Origin of the sequence: Marinomonas sp. UCMA 3892 (assembly GCF_012726345.1) — a bacterium.
Lineage (GTDB): Bacteria > Pseudomonadota > Gammaproteobacteria > Pseudomonadales > Marinomonadaceae > Marinomonas.
The window spans coordinates 1-21,680 of record NZ_PTXN01000008.1; the positions used below are offsets into that span (position 1 = coordinate 1).

The 21,680-nt window shown below is 42.6% G+C and carries 21 protein-coding genes and 1 other RNA gene; 17 read left to right on the top strand and 5 right to left on the bottom strand.

The features are described from left to right. The 3 genes from B6N13_RS12035 to B6N13_RS12045 form a co-directional block, all read right to left on the bottom strand. Positions 1 to 207: helix-turn-helix domain-containing protein (locus tag B6N13_RS12035; RefSeq protein ID WP_169459476.1), on the bottom strand; the 207-nt coding region annotated here is incomplete at its 3' end. A 99-nt stretch (positions 208 to 306) separates the two neighbouring features. Further along, on the bottom strand, positions 307 to 1,167 hold the full coding sequence (gene asd, locus B6N13_RS12040; protein WP_012070332.1) for an archaetidylserine decarboxylase: 861 nt from the start codon (positions 1,165 to 1,167) through the stop codon (positions 307 to 309). A gap of 25 nt (positions 1,168 to 1,192) precedes the next feature. Continuing rightward, positions 1,193 to 2,671 (bottom strand): HDOD domain-containing protein, encoded by a 1,479-nt coding sequence (locus B6N13_RS12045; protein WP_012070331.1) that lies wholly within the window; start codon positions 2,669 to 2,671, stop codon positions 1,193 to 1,195. Positions 2,672 to 2,792: 121 nt separating this feature from the next. Between B6N13_RS12045 and motA the strand changes: the two genes are divergently transcribed. Both motA and B6N13_RS12055 read left to right on the top strand, forming a co-directional pair. Beyond that, a complete protein-coding gene (gene motA, locus B6N13_RS12050) occupies positions 2,793 to 3,647 on the top strand; it encodes a flagellar motor stator protein MotA (protein ID WP_012070330.1) in 855 nt (284 codons plus the stop codon). A gap of 36 nt (positions 3,648 to 3,683) precedes the next feature. Beyond that, positions 3,684 to 4,589, top strand: coding sequence for a flagellar motor protein MotB (locus tag B6N13_RS12055; protein WP_012070329.1), 906 nt, complete (start codon positions 3,684 to 3,686; stop codon positions 4,587 to 4,589). On the opposite strand, the gene rsgA is transcribed toward B6N13_RS12055, so the two are convergent. After that, positions 4,586 to 5,620 (bottom strand): small ribosomal subunit biogenesis GTPase RsgA, encoded by a 1,035-nt coding sequence (rsgA, locus tag B6N13_RS12060; protein ID WP_169459477.1) that lies wholly within the window; start codon positions 5,618 to 5,620, stop codon positions 4,586 to 4,588. The genes B6N13_RS12055 and rsgA overlap by 4 nt on opposite strands. A 74-nt stretch (positions 5,621 to 5,694) precedes the next feature. Here rsgA and orn point away from each other — a divergent pair, with 74 nt between their 5' ends. Continuing rightward, positions 5,695 to 6,252, top strand: coding sequence for an oligoribonuclease (gene orn / locus B6N13_RS12065; protein WP_012070327.1), 558 nt, complete (start codon positions 5,695 to 5,697; stop codon positions 6,250 to 6,252). 94 nt (positions 6,253 to 6,346) lie between these two features. On the opposite strand, the gene B6N13_RS12070 is transcribed toward orn, so the two are convergent. Next, positions 6,347 to 7,165: a sulfite exporter TauE/SafE family protein gene (locus tag B6N13_RS12070; RefSeq protein ID WP_248280320.1), complete on the bottom strand. Its 819-nt coding sequence runs from the start codon at positions 7,163 to 7,165 to the stop codon at positions 6,347 to 6,349. Positions 7,166 to 7,252: 87 nt separating this feature from the next. On the opposite strand from B6N13_RS12070, the gene tsaE reads away from it, so the two are divergent. The 14 genes from tsaE (at position 7,253) to rnpB (ending at position 21,386) form a co-directional block, all read left to right on the top strand. Continuing rightward, on the top strand, positions 7,253 to 7,714 hold the full coding sequence (gene tsaE / locus B6N13_RS12075; RefSeq protein ID WP_169459478.1) for a tRNA (adenosine(37)-N6)-threonylcarbamoyltransferase complex ATPase subunit type 1 TsaE: 462 nt from the start codon (positions 7,253 to 7,255) through the stop codon (positions 7,712 to 7,714). A 94-nt stretch (positions 7,715 to 7,808) separates the two neighbouring features. Continuing rightward, entirely contained in the window at positions 7,809 to 9,137 is a 1,329-nt protein-coding gene (locus B6N13_RS12080) for an N-acetylmuramoyl-L-alanine amidase (RefSeq protein ID WP_012070324.1), read from the top strand. A gap of 58 nt (positions 9,138 to 9,195) precedes the next feature. Then, on the top strand, positions 9,196 to 11,121 hold the full coding sequence (gene mutL / locus B6N13_RS12085) for a DNA mismatch repair endonuclease MutL (protein ID WP_169459479.1): 1,926 nt from the start codon (positions 9,196 to 9,198) through the stop codon (positions 11,119 to 11,121). Between the two features lies 1 nt (position 11,122). Continuing rightward, entirely contained in the window at positions 11,123 to 12,055 is a 933-nt protein-coding gene (miaA, locus tag B6N13_RS12090; RefSeq protein ID WP_169459480.1) for a tRNA (adenosine(37)-N6)-dimethylallyltransferase MiaA, read from the top strand. Between the two features lie 89 nt (positions 12,056 to 12,144). Next, positions 12,145 to 12,390: an RNA chaperone Hfq gene (gene hfq, locus B6N13_RS12095; protein ID WP_012070321.1), complete on the top strand. Its 246-nt coding sequence runs from the start codon at positions 12,145 to 12,147 to the stop codon at positions 12,388 to 12,390. Positions 12,391 to 12,425: 35 nt separating this feature from the next. Beyond that, on the top strand, positions 12,426 to 13,715 hold the full coding sequence (gene hflX / locus B6N13_RS12100) for a ribosome rescue GTPase HflX (RefSeq protein WP_012070320.1): 1,290 nt from the start codon (positions 12,426 to 12,428) through the stop codon (positions 13,713 to 13,715). 40 nt (positions 13,716 to 13,755) lie between these two features. Next, the gene (gene hflK / locus B6N13_RS12105) at positions 13,756 to 15,000 is read left to right on the top strand and encodes an FtsH protease activity modulator HflK (RefSeq protein ID WP_169459481.1); all 1,245 of its coding nucleotides are present in this window, start codon (positions 13,756 to 13,758) and stop codon (positions 14,998 to 15,000) included. Next, on the top strand, positions 15,000 to 15,881 hold the full coding sequence (gene hflC, locus B6N13_RS12110; RefSeq protein WP_169459482.1) for a protease modulator HflC: 882 nt from the start codon (positions 15,000 to 15,002) through the stop codon (positions 15,879 to 15,881). The genes hflK and hflC overlap by 1 nt, the downstream gene beginning before the upstream one ends. A 115-nt stretch (positions 15,882 to 15,996) precedes the next feature. Beyond that, on the top strand, positions 15,997 to 16,194 hold the full coding sequence (locus B6N13_RS12115; RefSeq protein WP_012070317.1) for a DUF2065 domain-containing protein: 198 nt from the start codon (positions 15,997 to 15,999) through the stop codon (positions 16,192 to 16,194). A gap of 12 nt (positions 16,195 to 16,206) precedes the next feature. Next, complete coding sequence (locus tag B6N13_RS12120; protein ID WP_169459483.1) at positions 16,207 to 17,385, top strand: ATP phosphoribosyltransferase regulatory subunit; 1,179 nt, start codon at positions 16,207 to 16,209, stop codon at positions 17,383 to 17,385. 38 nt (positions 17,386 to 17,423) lie between these two features. Next, positions 17,424 to 18,722, top strand: coding sequence for an adenylosuccinate synthase (locus tag B6N13_RS12125; RefSeq protein ID WP_048814341.1), 1,299 nt, complete (start codon positions 17,424 to 17,426; stop codon positions 18,720 to 18,722). 207 nt (positions 18,723 to 18,929) lie between these two features. After that, a complete protein-coding gene (locus B6N13_RS12130) occupies positions 18,930 to 19,628 on the top strand; it encodes a response regulator transcription factor (protein WP_012070314.1) in 699 nt (232 codons plus the stop codon). Positions 19,629 to 19,634: 6 nt separating this feature from the next. Further along, entirely contained in the window at positions 19,635 to 20,942 is a 1,308-nt protein-coding gene (locus tag B6N13_RS12135; RefSeq protein ID WP_012070313.1) for an ATP-binding protein, read from the top strand. A 95-nt stretch (positions 20,943 to 21,037) separates the two neighbouring features. After that, positions 21,038 to 21,386: RNase P RNA component class A (gene rnpB, locus B6N13_RS12140), an RNA gene on the top strand. The last annotated feature ends 294 nt before the right edge of the window (positions 21,387 to 21,680 follow it).

Here is a 21,680-nt window from a genome sequence, read left to right on the forward strand (position 1 = left end):
GGGTAGCCTCACTTTGGTAGACCAATCCATTTTGCCGTGTTTTCGAAGCCAAGTCAGCACCGTTGATCGGCCTTGGATTCCATAGATCTTTTGAGCTTGCTTATAAGTCATGTCGCCTTTTTCAACGGCCATCACTATCTGTAATTTAAAGCCCATTGTGTAGTCGCGTTGAGTACGCTTGCGTTTGGTATTACTTGGTGTCCCCATAATAGGTCTCCTAGGTGTAAACCTATTTCAGGACGGGACACTTCTCATTAAAAAAGCCTGCTTCGTGCAGGCTTTTTTGTGTGCTTTCTTGCGCTGCAATTATTTATCGGCGACTTTGCCGAAATGCATACCCATTTTTGTTGGTGTTTCAGCTTGCAGAGATTCTTCCCAATTAACGGCATTTTTTCCAAATAAAACGATAGCGGTTGACCCTAGTTTGAATCGACCCATCTCTTCGCCTTTTTTGATCTCAATGTTATTTAGTTCTTTGTAGTCCCAAGTAACGACATTCTTATTGAATGGAGTAACTTGTCCTGCCCATACTGTTTCTATGCTGGCAACGATCATCGCTCCCACCAATATGACGGCCATTGGGCCTGCTTCGGTGTCAAATAGGCATACGGTGCGTTCATTACGGGCGAAGACGTTAGGTATTTGCTCTGCTGTTACTTTGTTGACTGAGAATAATTTGCCTGGGATGTGGATCATTTTTGTCAGCTTGCCAGTTAATGGCATGTGGACTCGATGATAATCTTTAGGAGATAAATAAACGGTAGCAAAAGAGCCGCCAAGAAATTTATTTGATAGAGAGGCGTCGCCACCCAAAAGGCTTGTTAGGCTATAGTGATGGCCTTTTGCTTGTAGAATTGTGCCGTGTTCTATTTTGCCTAGTTGGCTGATTGCTCCGTCAGCTGGGCAGGCGATACCGTTATCTTCATCGCAGATTGGGCGTAGTTCTGGGCGAATGGCGCGGGTAAAGAAATCATTAAAATTACGATAAGATAGTGGGTCGCTATTGATTGCCTCAGACATATCAACTTTGTATTTTTTTACAAATTGGCCAATAAAGGTATTTTTTACCCAGGTGTTTTCGCATTCGGCTATTTTTCCAATAGCGCGAGACAGTGTTTTTTGCGGGGTTAAGTGTTGTGCAAATGCAAAAAGTTGATCTTTGGTCACGTTATTTATCCTGATATTTGTGAATTTATAGTATGTTGTGGCTGATTAAAGACACGATCTGTTTTAGGTTTTTATAATCTATTTCGTCGAATTTTGTGCGGGTTTCTAACCAAAATATTGCAGTTTCATTTTTTGAGGTTTGTGTTGATGCCAGAATAAGGTGACTATTTGCATCAATTATTTGGTCTGATGTATGTGGAAAATCTTTTAGTATACTATCAAGCTTTTGCCCAAATATGTGAATGGCTGAGCGCTTGCTGGACAGTTTTTTAAACACGCTTGATGGTGCGCTCCATTGGATGGATTTGATGACATCTATATTGTAGCCAAATTGGTACATAGGAGTGGTTCTGTTATTTGTGTGTTTAAAAATAATGCTGTGTTGTGCATTTGGTATGGTTTGCTTGATGGTTTTTAGAGCGAGCCCTATTTTTTGTTTTGTGTCGTATTTTTTGTTTTGATTGAGTGCTTTTTTGAGCGCTGCAATAGGAGATAGGGCGGTTTTAGGTTTTGATCTTGTCTTGCCTAAATATAAATCAGGATCAAGTAATTGTTGTGCAAGCGGGATTTTTCCGCCGCTGTTATATAGGTTTGCGGCTTCGGTGCTTGCGAAGTGTGCTGTTTTAATGATGTCACTTAGTCGCTTGTGCATTACTGTGGCAACAACACGATAGAAAAATGGTAGGTTTTTGGAGTCCCATCGCATTAGGCTCGCTTCATGGGCAACCTTGTTTGCGCAGTACGAAAAAATAAGAGGATTATTTACTAAAATGGTCAGTCTTTTATCTTCGGTGAAACCTGGTAGCTCGTCTGGATGATTTGCTAAATGTGCCAGTGCTTGTAGCTCTTTAGCGTTCGGTATGTGTTTGGTTAAAAACGATTCGATGACTTTGTTTGGTGTGTGCCAATGATTGCATAGGTGAACTGTGAGCTCATCGATACGACACCCCAAGATGTTTAGCTCAGCTTGGCTGGCTTTTTCGCCTTGTTGTATTCTTTGCTTTAAAGCTGCCATGGTTGGGTAGGCATAGAACCATAGTAGCCACCTTGCTGCATCTCGAAATAGTGTTATCCAAAAAATATCATCTTCGTGACTGGTTAGTTTTTCAATTGACCAGTGTCTGGCGATGGTTGCCGCTTCATAGCTAGTTTGAATCTCACTTAAAAAAGCGACTAAGTGTGGGGGCTTTTTTTGGGTGTTTAGCTCGTAGGGGGCAAAGTGTGAAAGTAGTTTTGCAATACCATTCATTCCAACCATGGCCGCGGCATGAAAAGGTGTTTTAATTTCATTATTTTTATTCGGTATGATGCGATTTGCTTCATTTAAAATAGCAAAAGCTAGCAGTGGATCTGAGGCTATATTTGCTTGCATTCCGTCGAGAGTGTCTTCTGTTCTTTTAATTTGAGTTTTTAGGCGAGCTAAATTAACTGCTCTAACAGGGAATTTTTTATTTTTAAGAAAATGTAGCCATTCATTTAGGCCAGAAGGTGACTTGTCTATCATAGCTGGTTACATTAGTGACTCGGTTGTAGGTGAGTTTTTAAATGCTCTTATATTTTTGATCTCATTAATCATACTGTATATTGAGGTAAGAGCATACTTTGTCGGTATTAAGGAAGGGAATATGTTTGCATTAGCTGGCTTGCTAGTGGTTATTGTTAGTGTTGTGTCTGGTTATTTAGCATCCCACGGAAATTTGTTGGCGTTATGGCAGCCTTTTGAAATAGTTATTATTTGTGGTGCTGCATTGGGGGCTTTTATGGTGGCTAACCCATTTATTGTACAGAAAAAAGTGTTAACCATGTTGCCTCAGGTGATTTCTGGTAGCCGCCATAATAAAAAATTCTATTTGCAGTTGCTGGGGCTTATGTATTGTTTATTTCAAAAAAGTCGGCAAGAAGGCTTTTTATCTATTGAAGATGATATAGAGTCGCCTTTTACTAGTGAGTTGTTTAATCGCTTTCCTGATGTGGTTCGTGATCATGAGGTGGTAAATTTTTTAACGGATAATTATCGTATTTTTACCTTAACGGGTCTTCCTGCTTATGAAATTGAAGCCATTATGGATAATGAGATTGAGCAGATTCAAGAGGAGTTGGTTGCGCCAAGTCATGCGTTATCTCGTGTTGCTGAGGGGTTGCCTGGGTTTGGTATTGTAGCGGCGGTACTGGGTATCGTGATAACGATGGGGTCTATTGGTGGGCCCTTGGAGGAAATTGGTGCACATGTGGCTGCCGCTTTGGTGGGGACCTTTTTGGGTATCTTTTTTGGTTATGGTTTTGTTGGGCCCGCGGCTTCTCATCTGGAAAGCTTAGGGGCGCATGAATTGAAAGCATATTTGTGTATTAAAGCATGCTTAAATTCAATTGTGTCTGGCTATGCGCCACCAGTGGCTGTCGAGACGGGTCGAAAGCTACTTCCTCCGGAAATGCGTCCAAGTTTTATAGAATTGTCGGACGGTCTTAAACAGTATCGTTAATATGGGTGCGTCGTGCCGGATTAAGGAGAGTATTGGATGGCCCTAGGTTCTAATGGGTTGGTTATTCGTCGAGTTAAAAAAATCAAAAAAGGCGGTCATCATGGTGGTGCTTGGAAAATAGCATTGGCTGATTTTGCCTTGGCGATGATGGCATTTTTTCTGGTTTTATGGATTATGAGTGTGGCTTCTCCAGAGGAGTTGAGGAGTATCGAGGGCTATTTTCAAGATCCGACGGGAGCATCTACGGCTGGTTATAGTGCGAATCCTATAGATTTAGGTGGGAGTCCGGCGAAGAGTGCAGAGAAGAAATTGGATTTGCAGTTGCCGCAAGCAGGTAGTATTGATGTGCAATCTAGAGACAAATTTTTGGGGAATGGCCCCGATTCTGCGGAATCTAAGAGCATTAATAATATGCTGCGAGAGGAAATGAGTAAAATGAATACTCTGCTTTCTCAGCAAAAGAATATGCGCATTGAAATTACCCCTCTTGGTGTTCGCATTACTTTGTTGGATGATCCTGATAAGCCAATGTTTGAGCGCGGAAGTGCTAGAATGATGCCTGATATTGAGAATACTTTGCTTAGTATGGCGCCAATATTTAATAAGGTGACAAATCCAATTGTTATTACTGGTCATACTGATTCATCTAAATTTGGTGGCGGTCGAGTTGATAATTGGGATTTATCTGCCTTAAGGGCTAATGCCGCACGGCATATATTAGAAGAGGGTGGAGTTGAAGATAAGCGAATTGCTCAGGTTATTGGGTTATCTGACACTATTCCTTATAATCGATTAGATACGGATAGTGCTGAAAATAGACGTATTAGTATTACATTGTTAACTGATGATGCTTATAAAAAATTGCTGGACCAGAATCGTAGTAATTTTGGTAATCCTGGTCAGCAATCCGATTTGAAGATAACGCCTGAAACGGTTTTTTAGAACGCTTGGTTTTCTCGTATTGAGCGTTTGATTCTTAAGAAGCTTTGGAAGCGGTGTTCTGTGATTTTGCCTTTTTCTAAAGCTTCTAGAATTGCGCATCCAGGTTCTTTCTCATGAGCGCAATCGCGGAATCGGCAATAGCCAATATGTGGTCGAAATTCGATAAAACCATTCAACAGCTCATCTTCTGAAATATGCCACAAGCCAAACTCTCGAATCCCCGGTGAGTCAATGAGATCGCCGCCTTTTGGCATGTGAAATAGTCGTGCTGTTGTGGTGGTGTGTACGCCTTTCTTTCTTTTTTGGGATAATTCACCAACGCTGATATCTATATCTGGGAGTAAGGTTCCGATAAGAGAGGATTTGCCGACACCTGATTGGCCAACAAATACGCTCGTTTTGTCTTGTAAGAAATCATATAGCGCTTCCATCCCTGCTTGGTTTTTGATGGATGTTCGAATGATTTTATAGTTTAGGTCTTCATAGGTTTTTAGCAAATTATCTAAATCTGCTTTGTTTTTTTCATCGATTAGGTCGCATTTATTTAGCAATATAACAGGTGGTATGCCAACGGTTTCGGCGGCAACTAAATAGCGATCAATTAAGTTTGCATGAGCGACAGGTTCGGCAGCTATAACCACGATAATATGGTCTATGTTGGCAGCAACAGGTTTGATTCTGCCGTGCATATCGGGCCTAGATAAAGAGGTGTGTCGCGGTGTTGTGGCAACAACAACACCGCCTTCATTTTGTTTTGGGCGCCAGACAACCTTGTCGCCTGTTACGAGTTGGCCTAGGTTGGCGCGTAGATTACAACGTGTAGAGGTGCCTATATAAGGTTCTTGAGTGCCTTCTACTTCAACTTGTGTGCCGAAGTGAGAAATAATAATCCCTTCAGTTTCAGGTCCGAGATCTGATGACTGCAGGAGTTCTTCGGCGACATCGCCTCTTTTTTGAGTGCGTTCAACGCGCTCTTTGTGGATTCTTTCGATTCGCCACGTTTGTTGTTTAGTAAGTTTTCGCTTCGACATTAGATTCGTCTGGTCATAAAGTAAGGCGCATAGAGTATAATGCTTGGCATTGATAATAAAGGACTTGGAAGATTATGAGCTTAAATGAAGAGAATTTAGTGTGGATCGATCTTGAAATGACAGGTTTGGATCCAGAAACCGATACTATTATTGAGATTGCCACGGTCGTAACTGATAAACATTTGAATGTGTTGGCTAAAGGGCCGAGCCTTGCAATTCATCAAGAAAAAGCAGTGATGGATGCGATGGATGAATGGTGTACGCAACATCATGGTGATTCTGGATTAACAGCTAGGGTGTTGTCTTCAACTATTAGTATGGAGCAAGCAGAAGAAGAGACTATAAAGTTTTTGGCTCAATATGTTCCGGCTGGTAAGTCGCCTATTTGTGGTAACAGTGTTGGGCAAGATCGCCGTTTTTTATATCGCTATATGCCCAAGTTGGAAGTGTTCTTTCATTACCGATATTTGGATGTTAGTACTGTGAAGGAGTTGGCGAAGCGTTGGAAGCCCGAAGCGTTAGAAGGTTTTTCTAAATCAGGTTCGCATCTGGCAATGGATGATATTTTGGAGTCTATTGGTGAGTTGAAGCATTATCGTAAAACCATGTTTGGTTTAGATGATAAGGCTTAAGTGACTTTCCGTTGATCTCTTCTTACGAATTGGCGAGCTTATAAATTGTTTGAAGCTCGCCAGTTGTTTTGTTTTTTTTCATTTTACTTCTTAGCTAACTTAGCCCTGTTGCTCCATCCCATATTAGCTTTATTCCAGTTAGAAAAAGAAAACTGTACATGACTTTGAAGAATAATGTGGTTGATATCTTGTAGTGCAGCCATGCGCCGAGTTGGACGCCTAAAAAAGCTACAGGTGTGAAGCAAAGTGACAAGAGTATATTTGAGCTGTTAAGTTGCCCGAGCATCCCGTATGGGATGAGTTTTACATAGTTTATGGCGGTGAAAATAACGGCTGCAGTCGCTACATACTGTGTCTTATCTAGATTTGCTCTAAGTAAATAAACGCTCATTGGTGGCCCGCCGGCGTGAGCAATAAAGCTTGTGAAGCCGCCAAGTGCGCACCAGAGTTTTCCAGCAAAAGTGCTAAGCGGTTTTTGTGGCGCTGTCCGGCTTTTTTTTGGCCATGAGTTTAGGGTGAAGCCTACCGCAATAACTCCTACCATTATTTTTAACCATTCTGCCGAAAACCATGATGCAGTTAGTCCGCCAATAATAACGCCAGTTATGGCGGCTGGGATGCATTTTATGAGTTGCTCTGTGTTCCATTTTTTCCAGAACTTTTGCACGGTAAATATGTCCATAATGCACAGAATGGGGAGCATAATAGCGGCGGCAAGCATGGGTGAGGTTTGAAGTGATATAAGCGGGACAGCGAGAATGCCAAATGCACCAGAAAAACCACCTTTAGATATTCCAGTGATGAAAACGGCAATGGCAATAAGTGAGATGAAGAGCCAGTCCATAGGAGTCCTTTGCTTTGTTATTGTGGATTGGGAAGTTGGTTTATTATGAGTTATTGGTGCTTGTTTCAAAAGGCTTCTGTATTAGAATTGTCAGAACTAATATGATCATGTGGTTGGCGTTTGTTCTATTTTGAGTCAGAAAAGGGTTGATAGGTAATGCGAATAGAAAAAGATGTTTATGGTGAAGAGGCGATGGAAAATCTGGGTGAGGTTTTTTCATCGGCGTTGAAGTCTGGCGCAGTTGTGTACCTAGAAGGCGACCTTGGAATGGGTAAAACGACTCTGGTTCGAGGTGTTTTGCGCGGTTTGGGATATAAAGGGCCGGTGAAAAGTCCAACCTATACGATTGTTGAGCCTTATGAATTGGCTGATGTCGAGGCTTTTCATTTTGATTTGTATCGGGTTGTGGATGCGGAAGAACTTGAGTTTATGGGGATTCGCGACTACTTCACTGATGGGAGTTTGTGTTTGATTGAGTGGGCAGAGATGGGGCGTGGGGTTTTACCTGAGGCAGATTTGCTTGTTTCGCTAAGCCTAATACGGCAGGGGCGTCACGTGTCTTTTGAGGCGCAAACAGAAAAAGGTCATGCCGCTTTAAATGTTTTAAAGGCGCTATAACTTCTTGATGTATAGAAGACTTTACTATAAGTAAGATTGAGATCCATTTAATCAGCAGTTATAGTGTGTCAGATATACTAGCTAGCTGTCTGATATGCATACTAAATTTCATACTTATCTTTTTGTTTTTTTAAATTTAATTCTGTCTTTGGCGACCTGTAGCGTTTTAGCTGCGGAGGTTCGAGATATTCGTGTTGCTCAGCAAGAGGGGGTAACGCGTTTGGTGTTTGAGCTCTCTGAAGCTGCAGAGCACCGAATATTCCCTCTTTCTAATCCTGATCGCATTGTTTTAGATATTAGTGGCGTAGATCTGAATGCTTCTGTTGTAAATGGATTGTCAGCGTTAACATCTGATGTATTGATGCGTGTGCGTTATGCTCGTCGAGATTCTGGTGTTCGTTTTGTACTTGATTTGGGGCAGGCTGCAAAGGCTAAAAGCACTGTGTTGGCGGCAAATGGTACTTATGGCCCTAGAATACTGGTTGAGCTTGAGTATGGTGTAAGAAAGCCTGCCACGATTGTTAAAAGTTTGGCGAATCTATCTAAAGAGAAGCGCGATATTGTGATTGCAATTGACCCAGGCCATGGTGGTAAAGATCCTGGTGCCTTGGGGCAATATAATGTGCGAGAAAAAGATATTGTGCTATCCATCGGTAAAGAATTAGCAAGTCGGATCAATGCTGTAGATGGCTTTAAGGCTGTCTTAACTCGTTCAACAGATACATATCTTCAGCTTAGAGATCGCTCGCGAGTTGCTCGGGATGCTAATGCGGATTTGATGATATCCATACACGCAGACGCATTTACTAAATCAAGCGCTAGAGGCGCTTCTGTTTGGGCGTTGTCGTTGAGTGGTAAAAGCTCCGAAATGGGGCGCTGGTTAGCGCAACAAGAAAACTCTGCTGATTTAGTGGGGGGGATTTCACTGGACGATAAAGATCAGTTGCTTGCTGAGGTTTTGCTGGATATGTCGATGAACTCGACTATTCAAATGAGTTTAAATATCGGCAAGAGTGTCTTGGGTGAAATGAAGGGGGTGGCTGTCTTGCATAAAGACACTGTCCAGCAGGCTGGTTTTGTTGTGCTGAAATCACCAGATATTCCTTCTATATTGATTGAAACTGGGTTTGTTTCAAATAAAACTGAAGCTAAAAATCTGTCGAGTAGAACCTATCGTGTGAAGTTGGCAGACTCTATCTCAAAGGGTGTGATTGGGTATTTTACCAAAAATGCTCCTGATGGTACCTTGGTTGCTTGGAAACAGAAAAAACATTCTGATTACGTTTACACAGTGAGTAAGGGCGATACCTTGTCTGAAATTGCTCGCCGTAATCAGGTGTCCTTGCCTGTTTTGCGACAAGCAAATAGTTTGAGTAATGATGTTATTTGGATTGGTCAAAAGCTTGTTATTCCTGCTGGGTAAAATCATTTTCAAGTCTCTGCTGTTTTTTAAGAGACTGTTTTCACATTAAAGGTCGTTCATGCAAAGAATAAATCTTTTATCTCCACGTTTAGCCAACCAAATTGCAGCGGGAGAAGTGGTTGAACGACCAGCTTCTGTTGTTAAGGAATTGCTTGAAAATAGCCTTGATGCTGGCGCTTCTCAGCTTGATATAGATGTTGAGCAGGGCGGCGTAAGACGTATCAAAATTCGTGATAACGGCACTGGTATCATGAAGGATGATTTGTCTTTGGCTTTAAGTCGTCACGCAACCAGTAAAATCATTACATTGGATGATTTAGAAGCTGTGCGCACGCTGGGGTTTCGTGGTGAGGCTCTAGCCAGTATTAGTTCTGTTTCAAGGATGCATCTTACTTCCCAGGCTGAAAACGAGGTGGAAGCTTGGCGAGTTGAAGCGGAAGGGAAAGACATGGCGACTGCTATTCGGCCTGCATCTCATCCGCAAGGCACAACTATTGAAGTGCGCGATTTGTTTTTTAATACTCCAGCTCGTCGAAAATTTCTTCGCACTGAAAAAACAGAATTTGCTCACTTGGAAGAAGTGGTCAAGCGTCTGGCATTAAGCCGCTATGAGACTGGCTTTCGCCTCAGCCATAACGGTAAACAGGTTTATGATCTTCGCCCTGTTACTGATCAGCTTCATGCGGAGCATAGATTGGCTACTTTGTTGGGTAAGAAGTTTATTGAAAACTCTCTGACCCTAGATGTTGAAGCGGCCGGTTTGCGTCTATGGGGATGGATTGGTCTACCAACGTTTTCTCGCTCTCAGGCGGATCTACAGTATTTCTTTGTGAATGGTCGAGTAGTTAAAGACAAATTAGTCGCTCACGCTGTGCGCCAAGCTTATCGTGATGTTTTGTACAATGGACGTCACCCTACTTTTGTATTGTATCTTGAATTGGATCCATCAACGGTTGATGTGAATGTTCATCCCACTAAGCATGAAGTCCGCTTCCGAGATGGGCGCTTGGTGCATGATTTCTTGTTTAGTCGAATTCATAAAGCGATTGCAGATGTGCGTCCAGAGTCAGAATCTGCACCTACGGGTATGAATGATTCTTCAAGCAATGAGCCGGTCAGTTATGGCTCAAACATCACTGAGCAATCTGCTTTGCCTCTTTCTAATCGATCAGGATCTACTTCGATGGATTGGATGCGATCTACGTCAAATTCGTTAGGTTCTTCCGAGGTGCGTGGGCAGCTTGATGGAATGGGGCGAATGGCTGGTTATGCGCAAGAGTACGTATCTAAAACAGAAGAGATTGACCCTGAAACAGGCGAAATAAGAGAAATTGCTCCTGCTAGCACTTTAGGGCAAAGTGAAAGTCCGCTTGTTAGGCAAGAAGATGATTATCAGGCTGTACCTCCATTGGGGTTTGCAGTTGCGCAGTTGCATGGAGTTTATATTCTTTCTGAAAGTGAGCAGGGGCTTATTCTGGTTGATATGCATGCTGCTCATGAGCGAATTGTTTATGAGCGCATGAAAGCCGCCTTTTATCAGAAAAATATATCGTCTCAGCCTTTGTTGGTGCCGATTAATATTGCAGTTTCTCAAAGTGAGGCGGATCTTGTTGAAGAGAGTGGTGAGGTTTTTGAGGCCTTTGGGTTTCGTGTAGAAAGGACGGGATTAGAAAGTGCTATGGTTCGCGAAGTTCCCGTTATACTTATTCGGGGGGATGTAGAGGGTCTTGTTCGCGATGTAATTAGTGATCTGTCGACGAATGGTGTGTCAGATCTTATGGAGTCGCGGGCGAATGAGTTAATGGCATCAATGGCGTGTCATGGTGCTGTTCGTGCAAATCGTAAACTGACTATAGCTGAAATGAATAGCCTTCTTCGTGACATGGAAATGACTGAACGTAGTGGACAATGTAATCACGGTCGACCAACTTGGGCGCATTTGAGTATGTCCGATTTAGATAAGCTCTTTTTGAGGGGGCGTTGATATGACAAAGCCATATGTTGTTTGTTTGATGGGGCCGACGGCCTCAGGAAAAACTGGATTGGCCGTTGAGCTGGCAGAGCATCATAATTTTGAAATTATCAGTGTTGATTCCGCTCTTGTATATAAAGGAATGGATATTGGTACGGCAAAACCTAGCGCTGAGTTGCTGGCTAGGGCTCCTCACCGATTGATCGATATTATTGATCCACTTGAATCTTATTCGGCGGCTGATTTTGTATTAGATGCTGTTGAGCAGTCTCAAGAAATTCTTGCTAAAGGTAAAACTCCACTGTTGGTGGGGGGGACCATGATGTACTTCAATGCTTTGCAAAAAGGTTTGGCAGAAATGCCGCAAGCTGATGCGGAGCTGCGAGTGATAATTGAGGCTGAAGCGGCAGAAAAAGGTTGGGCAGCCTTGCATGAGGAGCTGCAAAGGTTTGATCCTGAGGCAGCCTCACGTATACATCCCAATGATCCGCAGCGTTTGCAGCGTGCGATTGAGGTGTATCGGTTGACGGGTAAAACCATGACTCATTTCTGGAAGCAGCAAGAAGCTGTTTCTTTGCCGTTTGAAATGATCAATATGGCTGTGATGCCTAAAGAGCGGAGTGTGCTGCATGAGCGAATCGAGCAGCGTTTTTATGACATGATGGACCAAGGTTTTTTAGCTGAAGTGGAAGGGTTTTATCGTCGTGGCGATTTGACGATTGATATGCCTTCAATGCGTTGTGTTGGTTATCGTCAATTATGGCAATATTTAGACGGTGTTGATTTGCTAGAAGATGCTATCTTTAAAGGGGTGGTTGCTTCTCGTCAATTGGCAAAAAGGCAGCTTACTTGGTTGAGAGGGTGGGAGGATTTGATGATTTTTGATAGTTTGTCAAAAGATCTTGTGCCTGAAGCCTTGAATTACATAGAAAGCAGGATTATATAGGGGAAATGGATAAAGATTTGGTGTAGTATCTACAGTATTGTTTTACCAATAATTAATTTAATATTTTTTGCTTGTTTAAGGAGATTACAATGTCAAAAGGGCAATCATTACAAGACCCTTATCTAAATATTCTACGTAAAGAAAGAGTGCCAGTATCTATCTTTCTTGTAAATGGAATTAAGCTTCAAGGTCAAATCGAATCATTCGATCAGTTTGTGATTCTATTAAAAAATACTGTTAGTCAAATGGTTTACAAACACGCCATTTCTACAGTTGTGCCTTCCCGTACAATTCGCATCCCGTCTCCTGATCAGCCGGAAGATGACGCTGAATAGTTTGTCTGTAATAAGGCAAGCAGAGGAATACTAGATTGTTTTTTGAACGTCCAGATAGTGGTGAAATAGCTGTATTGGTCCATATAGATTTTCACGATCAAAGTGAATCTTATGGGCCTGAAGAGTTTGTTGAGCTTGCTATTTCGGCTGGTGCTGACCCTGTTGCTGTTGTTTCAGGGACTCGCCAGCGTCCAGATGCTAGATACTTTATTGGTACTGGCAAGCTTGCAGAAATTAAAGATATTGTTGATCGAGAAGAGGCGCAAGTTGTTCTTTTTGATCATGCACTATCTCCCTCCCAAGAGCGTAACTTAGAAAGTGTTTTACAATGTCGTGTGCTTGATCGTACAGGGCTTATACTCGATATTTTTGCTCAGCGTGCGCGTACCCATGAAGGTAAGTTGCAGGTCGAGTTAGCTCAATTACAACATATGTCGACACGTCTTATTCGTGGCTGGACGCACTTAGAGCGCCAAAAAGGCGGTATAGGTATGCGTGGGCCTGGTGAGACGCAGCTAGAGACTGACCGTCGGTTGCTTAGAGAGCGCATCAAGGCTATTCAGAAAAGATTGGCGAAAGTGGGTTCTCAGCGTGATCAGAATCGCCGATCTCGTGATCGATCTTCTGTACCAACAGTTTCATTGGTTGGTTATACCAACGCTGGTAAATCTACTTTATTTAATCGTGCTACTGGTGCTGATGTTTATGCGGCTGATCAGTTGTTTGCAACACTTGATCCAACTTTGAGGCGTCTAGATATAGAGCAGATTGGTTCCATAGTATTGGCAGACACGGTTGGTTTTATTCGTCAGTTGCCTCACCGATTGATTAAGGCGTTTCAGGCGACATTAAAAGAGTCGTCTGAGGCAGACTTATTGCTGCATATAGTGGATGCTGCGGATATTTCTCGTGATGAGAATATGAAGCATGTTGACTCTGTATTGGAAGAAATTGGCGCTAATGAAGTGCCAACTTTGACGATATTTAACAAAATTGATCTGTTGCCGACGGCTGAGCCTAGAATTGATAGGGATGTTAATGGGAACCCTTTTCGAGTTTGGTTGTCTGCTCGTGATGGTCAAGGTATTGATTTGCTTAAGCAGGCTATCGCAGAGTTGTTGGCAGAAGATGTTTTTAATGAAACACTTTATTTGTCGAGCAAGTACGGGCGTTTAAGAGCTATGTTGTTTGAGCATGGAGCTGTAAAGTCGGAACGCTTTGATGAGGCGGGTCGTTTTGTTCTTGATGTAAAGTTGCCTAAAAAAGATTATTTGCAGATTTTGGCTCGCGTTGGCATGTCTGAGGATCAGATAGAGGCCGCGTAAGTTATACAGGATTATCATTAAAATAAAGTGGAGATGTAGTATGGCCTGGAATGAACCGGGTAATAACGACAATGACCCATGGAATCCAGATAAAAACCGTAATAATGGTGCTGGGCGCCCAGATGGAGATCGTGAAAAAGAGGCTAATAATGACCCTTGGGGTCGTAAGCCTGGTGGTAAGGAGCAAGGGCCTCCTGACTTGGATGAAGCATTTCAGAAGCTGATGGGGATGTTGGGTGTTAAAAAAACTCGCAAATCCGGCGGCTCTAATGGTGGTGATTCTGGTATGTCTGGAAAATTTGGTGGTGGCTTAATTGCCATTATCTTGATTGCCTTGCTTGCTTTGTGGGCGGCTACTGGTGTTTATCAGGTCGATCAGCAAGAACGAGGTGTTGTGCTTCGTTTGGGTAAGTATCATTCTACAGTTATGCCTGGTCTTCATTGGAATCCGCCAATGATAGATTCTGTAAGTAAAGTGAATGTGACTAAGGTTCGTTCACATGACCATAAAGCTCTGATGTTGACAGTTGATGATGCCATTGTTGAAGTGGGTGTTTCTGTTCAATATTCTGTTCAGGATCCAAAGGATTTCTTACTTAATGTTCGTAATCCAGAAGAGTCTCTTGCTCAGGTGACAGAGAGTGCGCTTCGCCATGTTGTTGGTAGTTCCGAAATGGATCAAATCTTAACGGAAGGTCGTGAGTTGTTGGCGACGGAAGTTAAGGCGCGAATTCAGGATTACAGTGATGCATATGGTACTGGTTTGTTAATTTCGAAAGTAAACGTTGAAAATACTCAGGCTCCGACTCAGGTGCAAGAGGCGTTCGATGATGTTATTAAGGCGAAAGAAGACGAGTTGCGAGTGCGTAATGAAGCTGAGTCTTATGCAAATGGTATCATTCCTGAGGCCCGTGGTCGTGCCCAGCGTATTAGAGAGGAGGCTGAGGCTTACCGATCTGAAATAGTGGCTCGTGCTAGTGGTCAGGCTGATCGTTTTGATCGATTGTATCGTGAGTATACTAAGGCGCCAGACGTAACTCGTCGTCGTTTGTATATCGAGACAATGGAGTCTGTTTATAAAGACGTGAACAAGGTTGTTGTTGATACTAAAGGAGGGAATAACATGATGTATTTGCCTTTAGATCAATTAATGAAGCAGCGTGCGGAATCGTCTAAAGGAACTGGATCAGTGAATTCAGGTAATATTGGGGCGTTAACAGATCAAGTTCTTGATGAAATACGTAAGCGCCAAAGTGCAACAGTTCGTAGAGAGGGCAGAAACTAATGAAAGGCTTTTCTTTTTCAGTTTTATTTGTTGTTCTTCTTGGTGTGCTGATTGCTTCCCAAACACTGTTTGTTGTCAAAGAGACAGAGCGTGCGGTGGTGCTTAAGTTTGGTGAAATTGTTCAGGATGATGTTAAGCCTGGGATTCACTTTAAGCTTCCAATTATGAATGAAGTTAAGAAGTTTGATGCTCGAATTTTGACAATGGATTCTCGTCCTCAGCGTTACTTGACGTTGGAGAAAAAGGCTGTTGTTGTTGATTCTTACGTTAAATGGAAAATAGATTCTGTTGCTAAGTTCTATCAGGCGACGTCTGGTGATGAGTTTGTAGCAAATCGTGTATTATCTTCACGTGTAGATACTGGACTTCGAAATAAGTTTGGTGAACGAACTATGCATGAGGTGGTTTCTGGGGAGCGTGATTTGTTGATGACAGAATTGCGTGATGACTTGAATAAGGTTGCTCAGAGCGAATTGGGTATCTCTATTGTGGATATTCGAGTTAAGCGAATTGATTTGCCGCCCGATGTTAGTGAGTCTGTTTACCAACGTATGAGAACTGAGCGTGAACGTGAGGCTCGTGAGCATAGGTCGAAAGGTCTAGAGCTTGCTGAAGGTATTCGTGCTGACGCTGATCGTCAGCAAGTGGTGCTAGAAGCTGAAGCGCAGCGTGATGCTGAGATGATTCGTGGTGATGGTGATGCTAAGGCAGCCGCTATTTACTCTAAGGTTTATAAACAAGATCCTGAGTTTTACGAGTTTTATCGTAGCCTTCAGGCATACCGTGAAAGCTTTAATGGTAGTAATGATTTGTTTGTACTTGAGCCTGATAGCGAATTCTTTAAGTATCTGAATAGCTCAACTAGCCGTAGTGCTAAATAGAGTAGATATTCATCAATAATCGTGCATGAAGCCTATTTGTTAAAATGGGAAACATGGTACTATTACACAAACCGGGCCAAGCCCGGTTTTTTAATGGTCAAAATAAAGAGAATCTATGCAGGAATTGTTGCAGTCGCTGCTGGTTGGCGTCAGCCTTTTATTGATCGCCGAAGGGGTTTTGCCTTTTCTCGCTCCAAATATATGGAGAGAAATAATGGTGAAAGCTATCGCGAGCTCGGATTGGAATTTGCGTATTCTGGGCGCGGTTAGTATGTTTCTTGGATTAATGCTTCTTTTGCTGACTCGAAGCTAAGAGGATAATTTAATGACATTAGCAGATCGCTGGTTACTTCCTGAGGGCGTTGACGAGGCGTTGCCTGAGCAGGCCGCTAAGATCGAGCACCTTAGAAGAACTCTGCTTAATCTCCATGAGAGTTGGGGATATCACTTAGTAATACCTCCTCTTTTAGAGTATCTGGATTCCCTCCTTACGGGTGCTGGCTCAGACCTAGAAATCGAAACATTTAAAGTGATTGACCAGTTATCAGGTCGACTTTTAGGTATTCGTGCCGATTTTACATCTCAGGTTGCTCGTATTGATGCTCATTGTCTTAAAGATGATGGTGTGCAGCGTTTGAGTTATTGCGGCAGTGTATTGAGAACAATGCCTGCGGGCTTAGATGGTACTCGTAGCCCTATTCAATTGGGCGCAGAAATTTATGGTCATGGCGGCGTAGAAAGTGATGTTGAAGTTTTGTCTTTGATGTTGCAGACCTTGTCTACAGCTGGTTTGTCTAATCTTGTTCTTGATCTTGGGCATGTTGATATTGTAAGTGGTGTGCTTGCTGCTTGTAATCTTAATGCAGATCAAGAGAGTAAATTAATTGAGCTTTACAAGGCAAAAGATTTGCCCGAGCTCGATCGATATGCCGAAGAACTTGGGTGTCTGACTGATATTCAAAAGCAATGGTTGGTCGGTTTGCCGCGTTTATGTGGTGGCAAAGAGGTATTAAAGCACGCGACAGATTTGCTTGGAGATGTGAATGAATCAATTCGTGATGCGATTGTTTTATTGCAGAAAGTGAGTGATTCCATCTGCCAGCGTTTTCCTAAAGTTGGCCTACATTTCGATCTGAGTGATTTGGTTTCTTACAGTTATCATACAGGTGTGATTTTTGCGGCTTACGTTCCTGGTCATGGTAATGCCATTGCTCGTGGTGGGCGTTATAACAATATTGGGCAAGTGTTCGGTCGGTCTCGTCCGGCTACGGGTTTTAGTACGGATGTGAAAGCCTTGGTTGCTTTGACTGATATTGTGGTCAATAAGCCAAAAACTGTTCTGTCGCCAATTTGCTCAAGTGATGAGCTTTGGCAGAAAGCGAATTCCTTGCGTGCTGAGGGATATCGAGTGGTAGAGGTCTTGGATGATATTTACGCTGGAGATGCTGATTTTAAGCTGGAATTTGTTGATGAAGCTTGGCAGTTGATGCCGGTTCATAACTAGACTTTTCTTTAAGAACTATCTAAATGAGACCTGAAATTATGGGTAAAAATGTTGTTATTCTAGGCACTCAATGGGGCGATGAAGGTAAAGGTAAGGTTGTAGACCTACTTACTGAAGATGTTGCTGCAGTTGTACGTTTTCAGGGTGGTCATAATGCGGGCCACACCTTGGTTATCGATGGTAAGAAGACAGTCTTGCATTTGATACCTTCTGGTATTTTGCGTGAAGGCGTTCAATGCATTATCGGTAATGGTGTTGTATTGTCTCCTGCAGCGTTGAAAGCTGAAGTGCTTGAGCTGCTTGAGCAAGGTGTTCCGGCTGTTGATCGCTTGAAAATTAGCGCGGCTTGTCCTCTGATTCTTCCTTACCATATTGCTATCGATCAGGCTCGTGAGCTTGCTAGAGGCGAGAAGAAAATTGGTACAACTGGGCGTGGTATTGGGCCAGCTTATGAAGATAAAGTAGCACGACGTGCAATTCGCGTTGGTGATTTGTTGGATTCTGAGCGTTTCGCATCTAAGCTTAAAGAAGTGCTTGAGTATTATAATTTTGTTCTTACTCAATATCACAAAGTTGAGCCTATCTCTTTTGATGAGGTTTATACTGCGGGCTTAGAAATGGCGGAATTTTTACGCCCTATGGTTGCAGATACTATTACTTTGTTGCATGACTTGCGTAAAGCGGGTGCAAACATTATGTTTGAGGGTGCTCAAGGTTCATTGTTGGATGTCGATCACGGTACTTATCCTTATGTAACGTCTTCAAATACAACAGCTGGTGGTGCTCCGGCGGGTACTGGTTTTGGTCCTTTGTACTTGGATTATGTACTTGGTATTACAAAAGCTTATACTACCCGTGTTGGCTCTGGTCCTTTCCCAACAGAGCTTTTTGACGAAGACGGTGAGCGTTTAGGTCGTCGTGGTCATGAGTTTGGTGCTACTACTGGTCGTTCACGTCGTTGTGGTTGGTTTGATTCGGTTGCTTTGCGCCATGCAGTGCAGATTAACTCTGTTTCTGGTATCTGTCTAACAAAATTGGACGTGCTTGATGGTTCCTCTGTCATTAAGGTTTGTGTTTCTTACGCAGATGAAAATGGCAATCCTGTCGCTGGTTCTTTGGTTGATAGTGAAGGGTACGAAAAAGCTAGACCTGTCTATGTTGAGTTACCAGGTTGGACTGAATCTACTGTAGGTGCTGAAAATTTTGAAGCTTTGCCAAAAAATGCTCAAGATTATATTCGCTTCCTAGAGGAACAGGTTGGTGTGCCAGTTGATATTATTTCTACTGGGCCAGATCGTAATGAGACAATTGTGATTCGCGATCCTTTTAAACAATAAGTCTAAACTGTTGGATATATTGTTAAAAAAGCCGCTTAGTTGCGGTTTTTTTGTTTTTATGGGTAGCTAAGTTCATCATATTAGTATTCTTTGTAAATAGAGTGAAAAGAGGGGGAGGAGTTTGTCTGGTGCTAAGGTAATATTTACAATTGAATTTAAGGCGATATAAGTGCCTGCTAAATAATGAAAAAATGAGAGGGAATATTTATGGTTAAGTTATTGCTTGCTGATGATGATGCTCGTTTATCGGATTTAATTAAAGAGTACTTTGATGGCGAGGGTTATGAAGTAGCGCATGCTTGGAATGGTCGTGAAGCATTAGAGCTTATGGCTGCAGATATGCCTGATATTGTTATTCTCGATGTAATGATGCCTGAATTAGATGGGTTTGAAACGTTAAAACAGATCCGTAATAAAAGCTCGGTGCCGGTTATTATGTTGACGGCAAAGGGTGATGATATAGATCGTATTCTTGGTTTAGAAATGGGAGCGGATGATTATTTATCTAAGCCTTTTAATCCACGTGAATTGTTGGCTCGTATTAAGGCGATTTTGCGTCGAGCTAGTCAAGAGCGTGAAGATGATCCAACGGCAGATATAGATCTTTCTGGTGTGTTGTTGCGCCGCAAAGATCGCACTGTGTATCTTGAAGGTGAGTTGGTTGAGTTGACGACATCTGAGTATACTTTGTTGGAATGTATGCTGATGGCGCCAGGTCAGGTATTAACAAAGCAGGAGCTTTCTGAAAAAGCCCTTGGTCGTAAATTAACTATGTATGACCGGAGTTTGGATATGCATATTAGTAATTTGCGTAAAAAAATTGGCAATTTAGAAAATGGCGATCCACGCATTAAAACTGTTCGTGGTGTAGGCTATATTTTTGTGTCAAATGAGCAGGGTGCTTAGTTTTCTATGAAAAATACTTTTCTACGCGTGTTTCTGGTTGTTTTGCTGTCCAATATTGTGGTTGTTAGTGTTGGTTTGGGGATGGTTCAGTTTATCCAGAAGCGCAATCAGGTATCGGCTGATTTACTGGGGGATGTTGGTGTTCAGTTGGTGGCTGGGTATGAAAAGTTTGGTATTACTTCCTTGCAGGAAGAAACGAAAAAGGCTGAAAAGAGATTGTCTGGGACCATTTATCTTTATCAAGAAAATGGTCGTCCTCTCCTAAAGCCATTGCCTCGTAATTTTAGGGAGCAGAATACGCCAAGCGTAACCAGTCGGCCTGCAGCGGATTTTTTGCATAGCCAGTTTATTCAGGTTATTGGTGGTAATAACGTTCAGTATTTATTAATTTTTAAGCCGAACCCTGAAATTAGTTCACTTGCTCCTGAAGCGGTTGTTGGTTTTTCTTTGCTGGGGTTACTCGTTTCGAGTGGAGTGTTGGCTTATTGGTTGTTGGGGCCTTTGCTTAAATTACAGCGAGTTGCTCGCTCCTTTGGTCAGGGGGATATGACGGCTAGGGTGGAAAATAAACTAACTCGGAGAAGTGATGCAGTCGGCAAGTTAGCGCGTGAGTTTAATGAGATGGCCGTTAGGATTGATACGCTACTCTCGTCGAAAGAGCGGCTAATGCGAGATGTTTCTCATGAGTTAAGAACGCCGCTGGCAAGGATTGAGGTTGCGCTGACAATAGCGGAAGATAAATATGCAACTGAGGCTCAGAAGGGATATTTAAATCGTATTCGTACTGAGCTTCATGAACTTGATGAGTTGATTGGTCAGGTTCTTACTTTGAGTCGGCTGGAAGCTGCTTCTTTAATAAAAGAAGAGATGGATCTTCAGGAATGGTTAAGTGAAATTGTTGCAGATGTAAGTTTTGAGAGCCAGTTAAAAGGGATTTCCGTTTCTAAGCTTGGGCGTGCACCAAAAACAATCTTGGGGGATCCTCTGCAGTTGCGTCATGCAATCGAAAATGTGCTTCGTAATGCCTGCTTTTATGCAGGTTGTAATGGAGTTATTGAGGTTGAAACTCAAGAAAAAGCTGGAACGGCTTATATCTATGTGCGTGATAATGGTCCGGGTGTATCCGATGACAAGTTGGAAAAGATCTTTCACGCTTTTTACCGATCTTCTGAAGCGAGAGAAGCGAATAGTGGAGGGTTTGGTGTTGGTCTGACTATTTCGCAACGTATTATTCGTGCTCATAAGGGGCAGATAATGGCGAAAAATCGGGAGGGAGGTGGTCTTGAGGTGTGTTTTCAGTTGCCTATTGCCTGATTTTTGATCTTTTGGTTTTTTTAATACGCAGGAAAATTTTCTGCTTTCGAGAAAGCGCTTGTTATTGTCTCTATAGATAAGTAATATGCGCCTCGCAAGTTGGCTAGGCAGTCGCCGCTCAATTTATTGGGGGGAGGAAAGTCCGGGCTTCGCAGGGTAAAGTGCCAGGTAACGCCTGGGGGGCGTGAGCCTACGGAAAGTGCAGCAGAAAATACACCGCCTAAGCAGTTTACTGCCGGTAAGGTTGAAATGGTGCGGTAAGAGCGCACCGCGCGACTGGCAACAGTTCGTGGCTAGGTAAACCCCACTTGAAGCAAGACCAAATAGGAACTCTTTGGCGTGACCCGCGCTGAGTTCGGGTAGGTTGCTAAAGACGTGCAGTGATGTACGTATTAGATGAATGACTGTCCACGACAGAACCCGGCTTATCGGCCAACTTGCAATTTTTTCTCATGTTTCGTCTCCTCTTATTCTATGGGTGCCATAATTATTGGCGCCTTCGGTTTTGTTGAATTTCCATATCTGTTTACCTCTTCTATCTATCCTTTGTACTCGCTCGTATGAATGGCGTTCGTTTGCCTAAAGAGTGTCGTTTTGTGTCTTGTCTTTTGCTTTTGCCTCTCTATTTTCCTATTTTTCGCTTCTTTACAAAATCCTTGCATCTATTTTTGCCTATTTGGTTGGTTTTTTTTTACTCTTTTTCATAAATAGTGTTAAATTGTGGGATAAAGTGTCGAT

Bases quoted from the DNA above. Each gene is read 5' to 3' on its own strand.
- B6N13_RS12125 (WP_048814341.1), top strand. From the start codon at position 17,424: ATGGGTAAAAATGTTGTTATTCTAGGCACTCAATGGGGCGATGAAGGT.
- hflK (WP_169459481.1), top strand. From the start codon at position 13,756: ATGGCCTGGAATGAACCGGGTAATAACGACAATGACCCATGGAATCCA.
- motA (WP_012070330.1), top strand. From the start codon at position 2,793: ATGTTTGCATTAGCTGGCTTGCTAGTGGTTATTGTTAGTGTTGTGTCT.
- B6N13_RS12080 (WP_012070324.1), top strand. From the start codon at position 7,809: ATGCATACTAAATTTCATACTTATCTTTTTGTTTTTTTAAATTTAATT.
- B6N13_RS12130 (WP_012070314.1), top strand. From the start codon at position 18,930: ATGGTTAAGTTATTGCTTGCTGATGATGATGCTCGTTTATCGGATTTA.
- tsaE (WP_169459478.1), top strand. From the start codon at position 7,253: ATGCGAATAGAAAAAGATGTTTATGGTGAAGAGGCGATGGAAAATCTG.
- B6N13_RS12045 (WP_012070331.1), bottom strand. From the start codon at position 2,671: ATGATAGACAAGTCACCTTCTGGCCTAAATGAATGGCTACATTTTCTT.
- orn (WP_012070327.1), top strand. From the start codon at position 5,695: ATGAGCTTAAATGAAGAGAATTTAGTGTGGATCGATCTTGAAATGACA.
- mutL (WP_169459479.1), top strand. From the start codon at position 9,196: ATGCAAAGAATAAATCTTTTATCTCCACGTTTAGCCAACCAAATTGCA.
- hflC (WP_169459482.1), top strand. From the start codon at position 15,000: ATGAAAGGCTTTTCTTTTTCAGTTTTATTTGTTGTTCTTCTTGGTGTG.
- rsgA (WP_169459477.1), bottom strand. From the start codon at position 5,620: ATGTCGAAGCGAAAACTTACTAAACAACAAACGTGGCGAATCGAAAGA.
- miaA (WP_169459480.1), top strand. From the start codon at position 11,123: ATGACAAAGCCATATGTTGTTTGTTTGATGGGGCCGACGGCCTCAGGA.
- B6N13_RS12055 (WP_012070329.1), top strand. From the start codon at position 3,684: ATGGCCCTAGGTTCTAATGGGTTGGTTATTCGTCGAGTTAAAAAAATC.
- hfq (WP_012070321.1), top strand. From the start codon at position 12,145: ATGTCAAAAGGGCAATCATTACAAGACCCTTATCTAAATATTCTACGT.
- B6N13_RS12135 (WP_012070313.1), top strand. From the start codon at position 19,635: ATGAAAAATACTTTTCTACGCGTGTTTCTGGTTGTTTTGCTGTCCAAT.
- B6N13_RS12115 (WP_012070317.1), top strand. From the start codon at position 15,997: ATGCAGGAATTGTTGCAGTCGCTGCTGGTTGGCGTCAGCCTTTTATTG.
- B6N13_RS12120 (WP_169459483.1), top strand. From the start codon at position 16,207: ATGACATTAGCAGATCGCTGGTTACTTCCTGAGGGCGTTGACGAGGCG.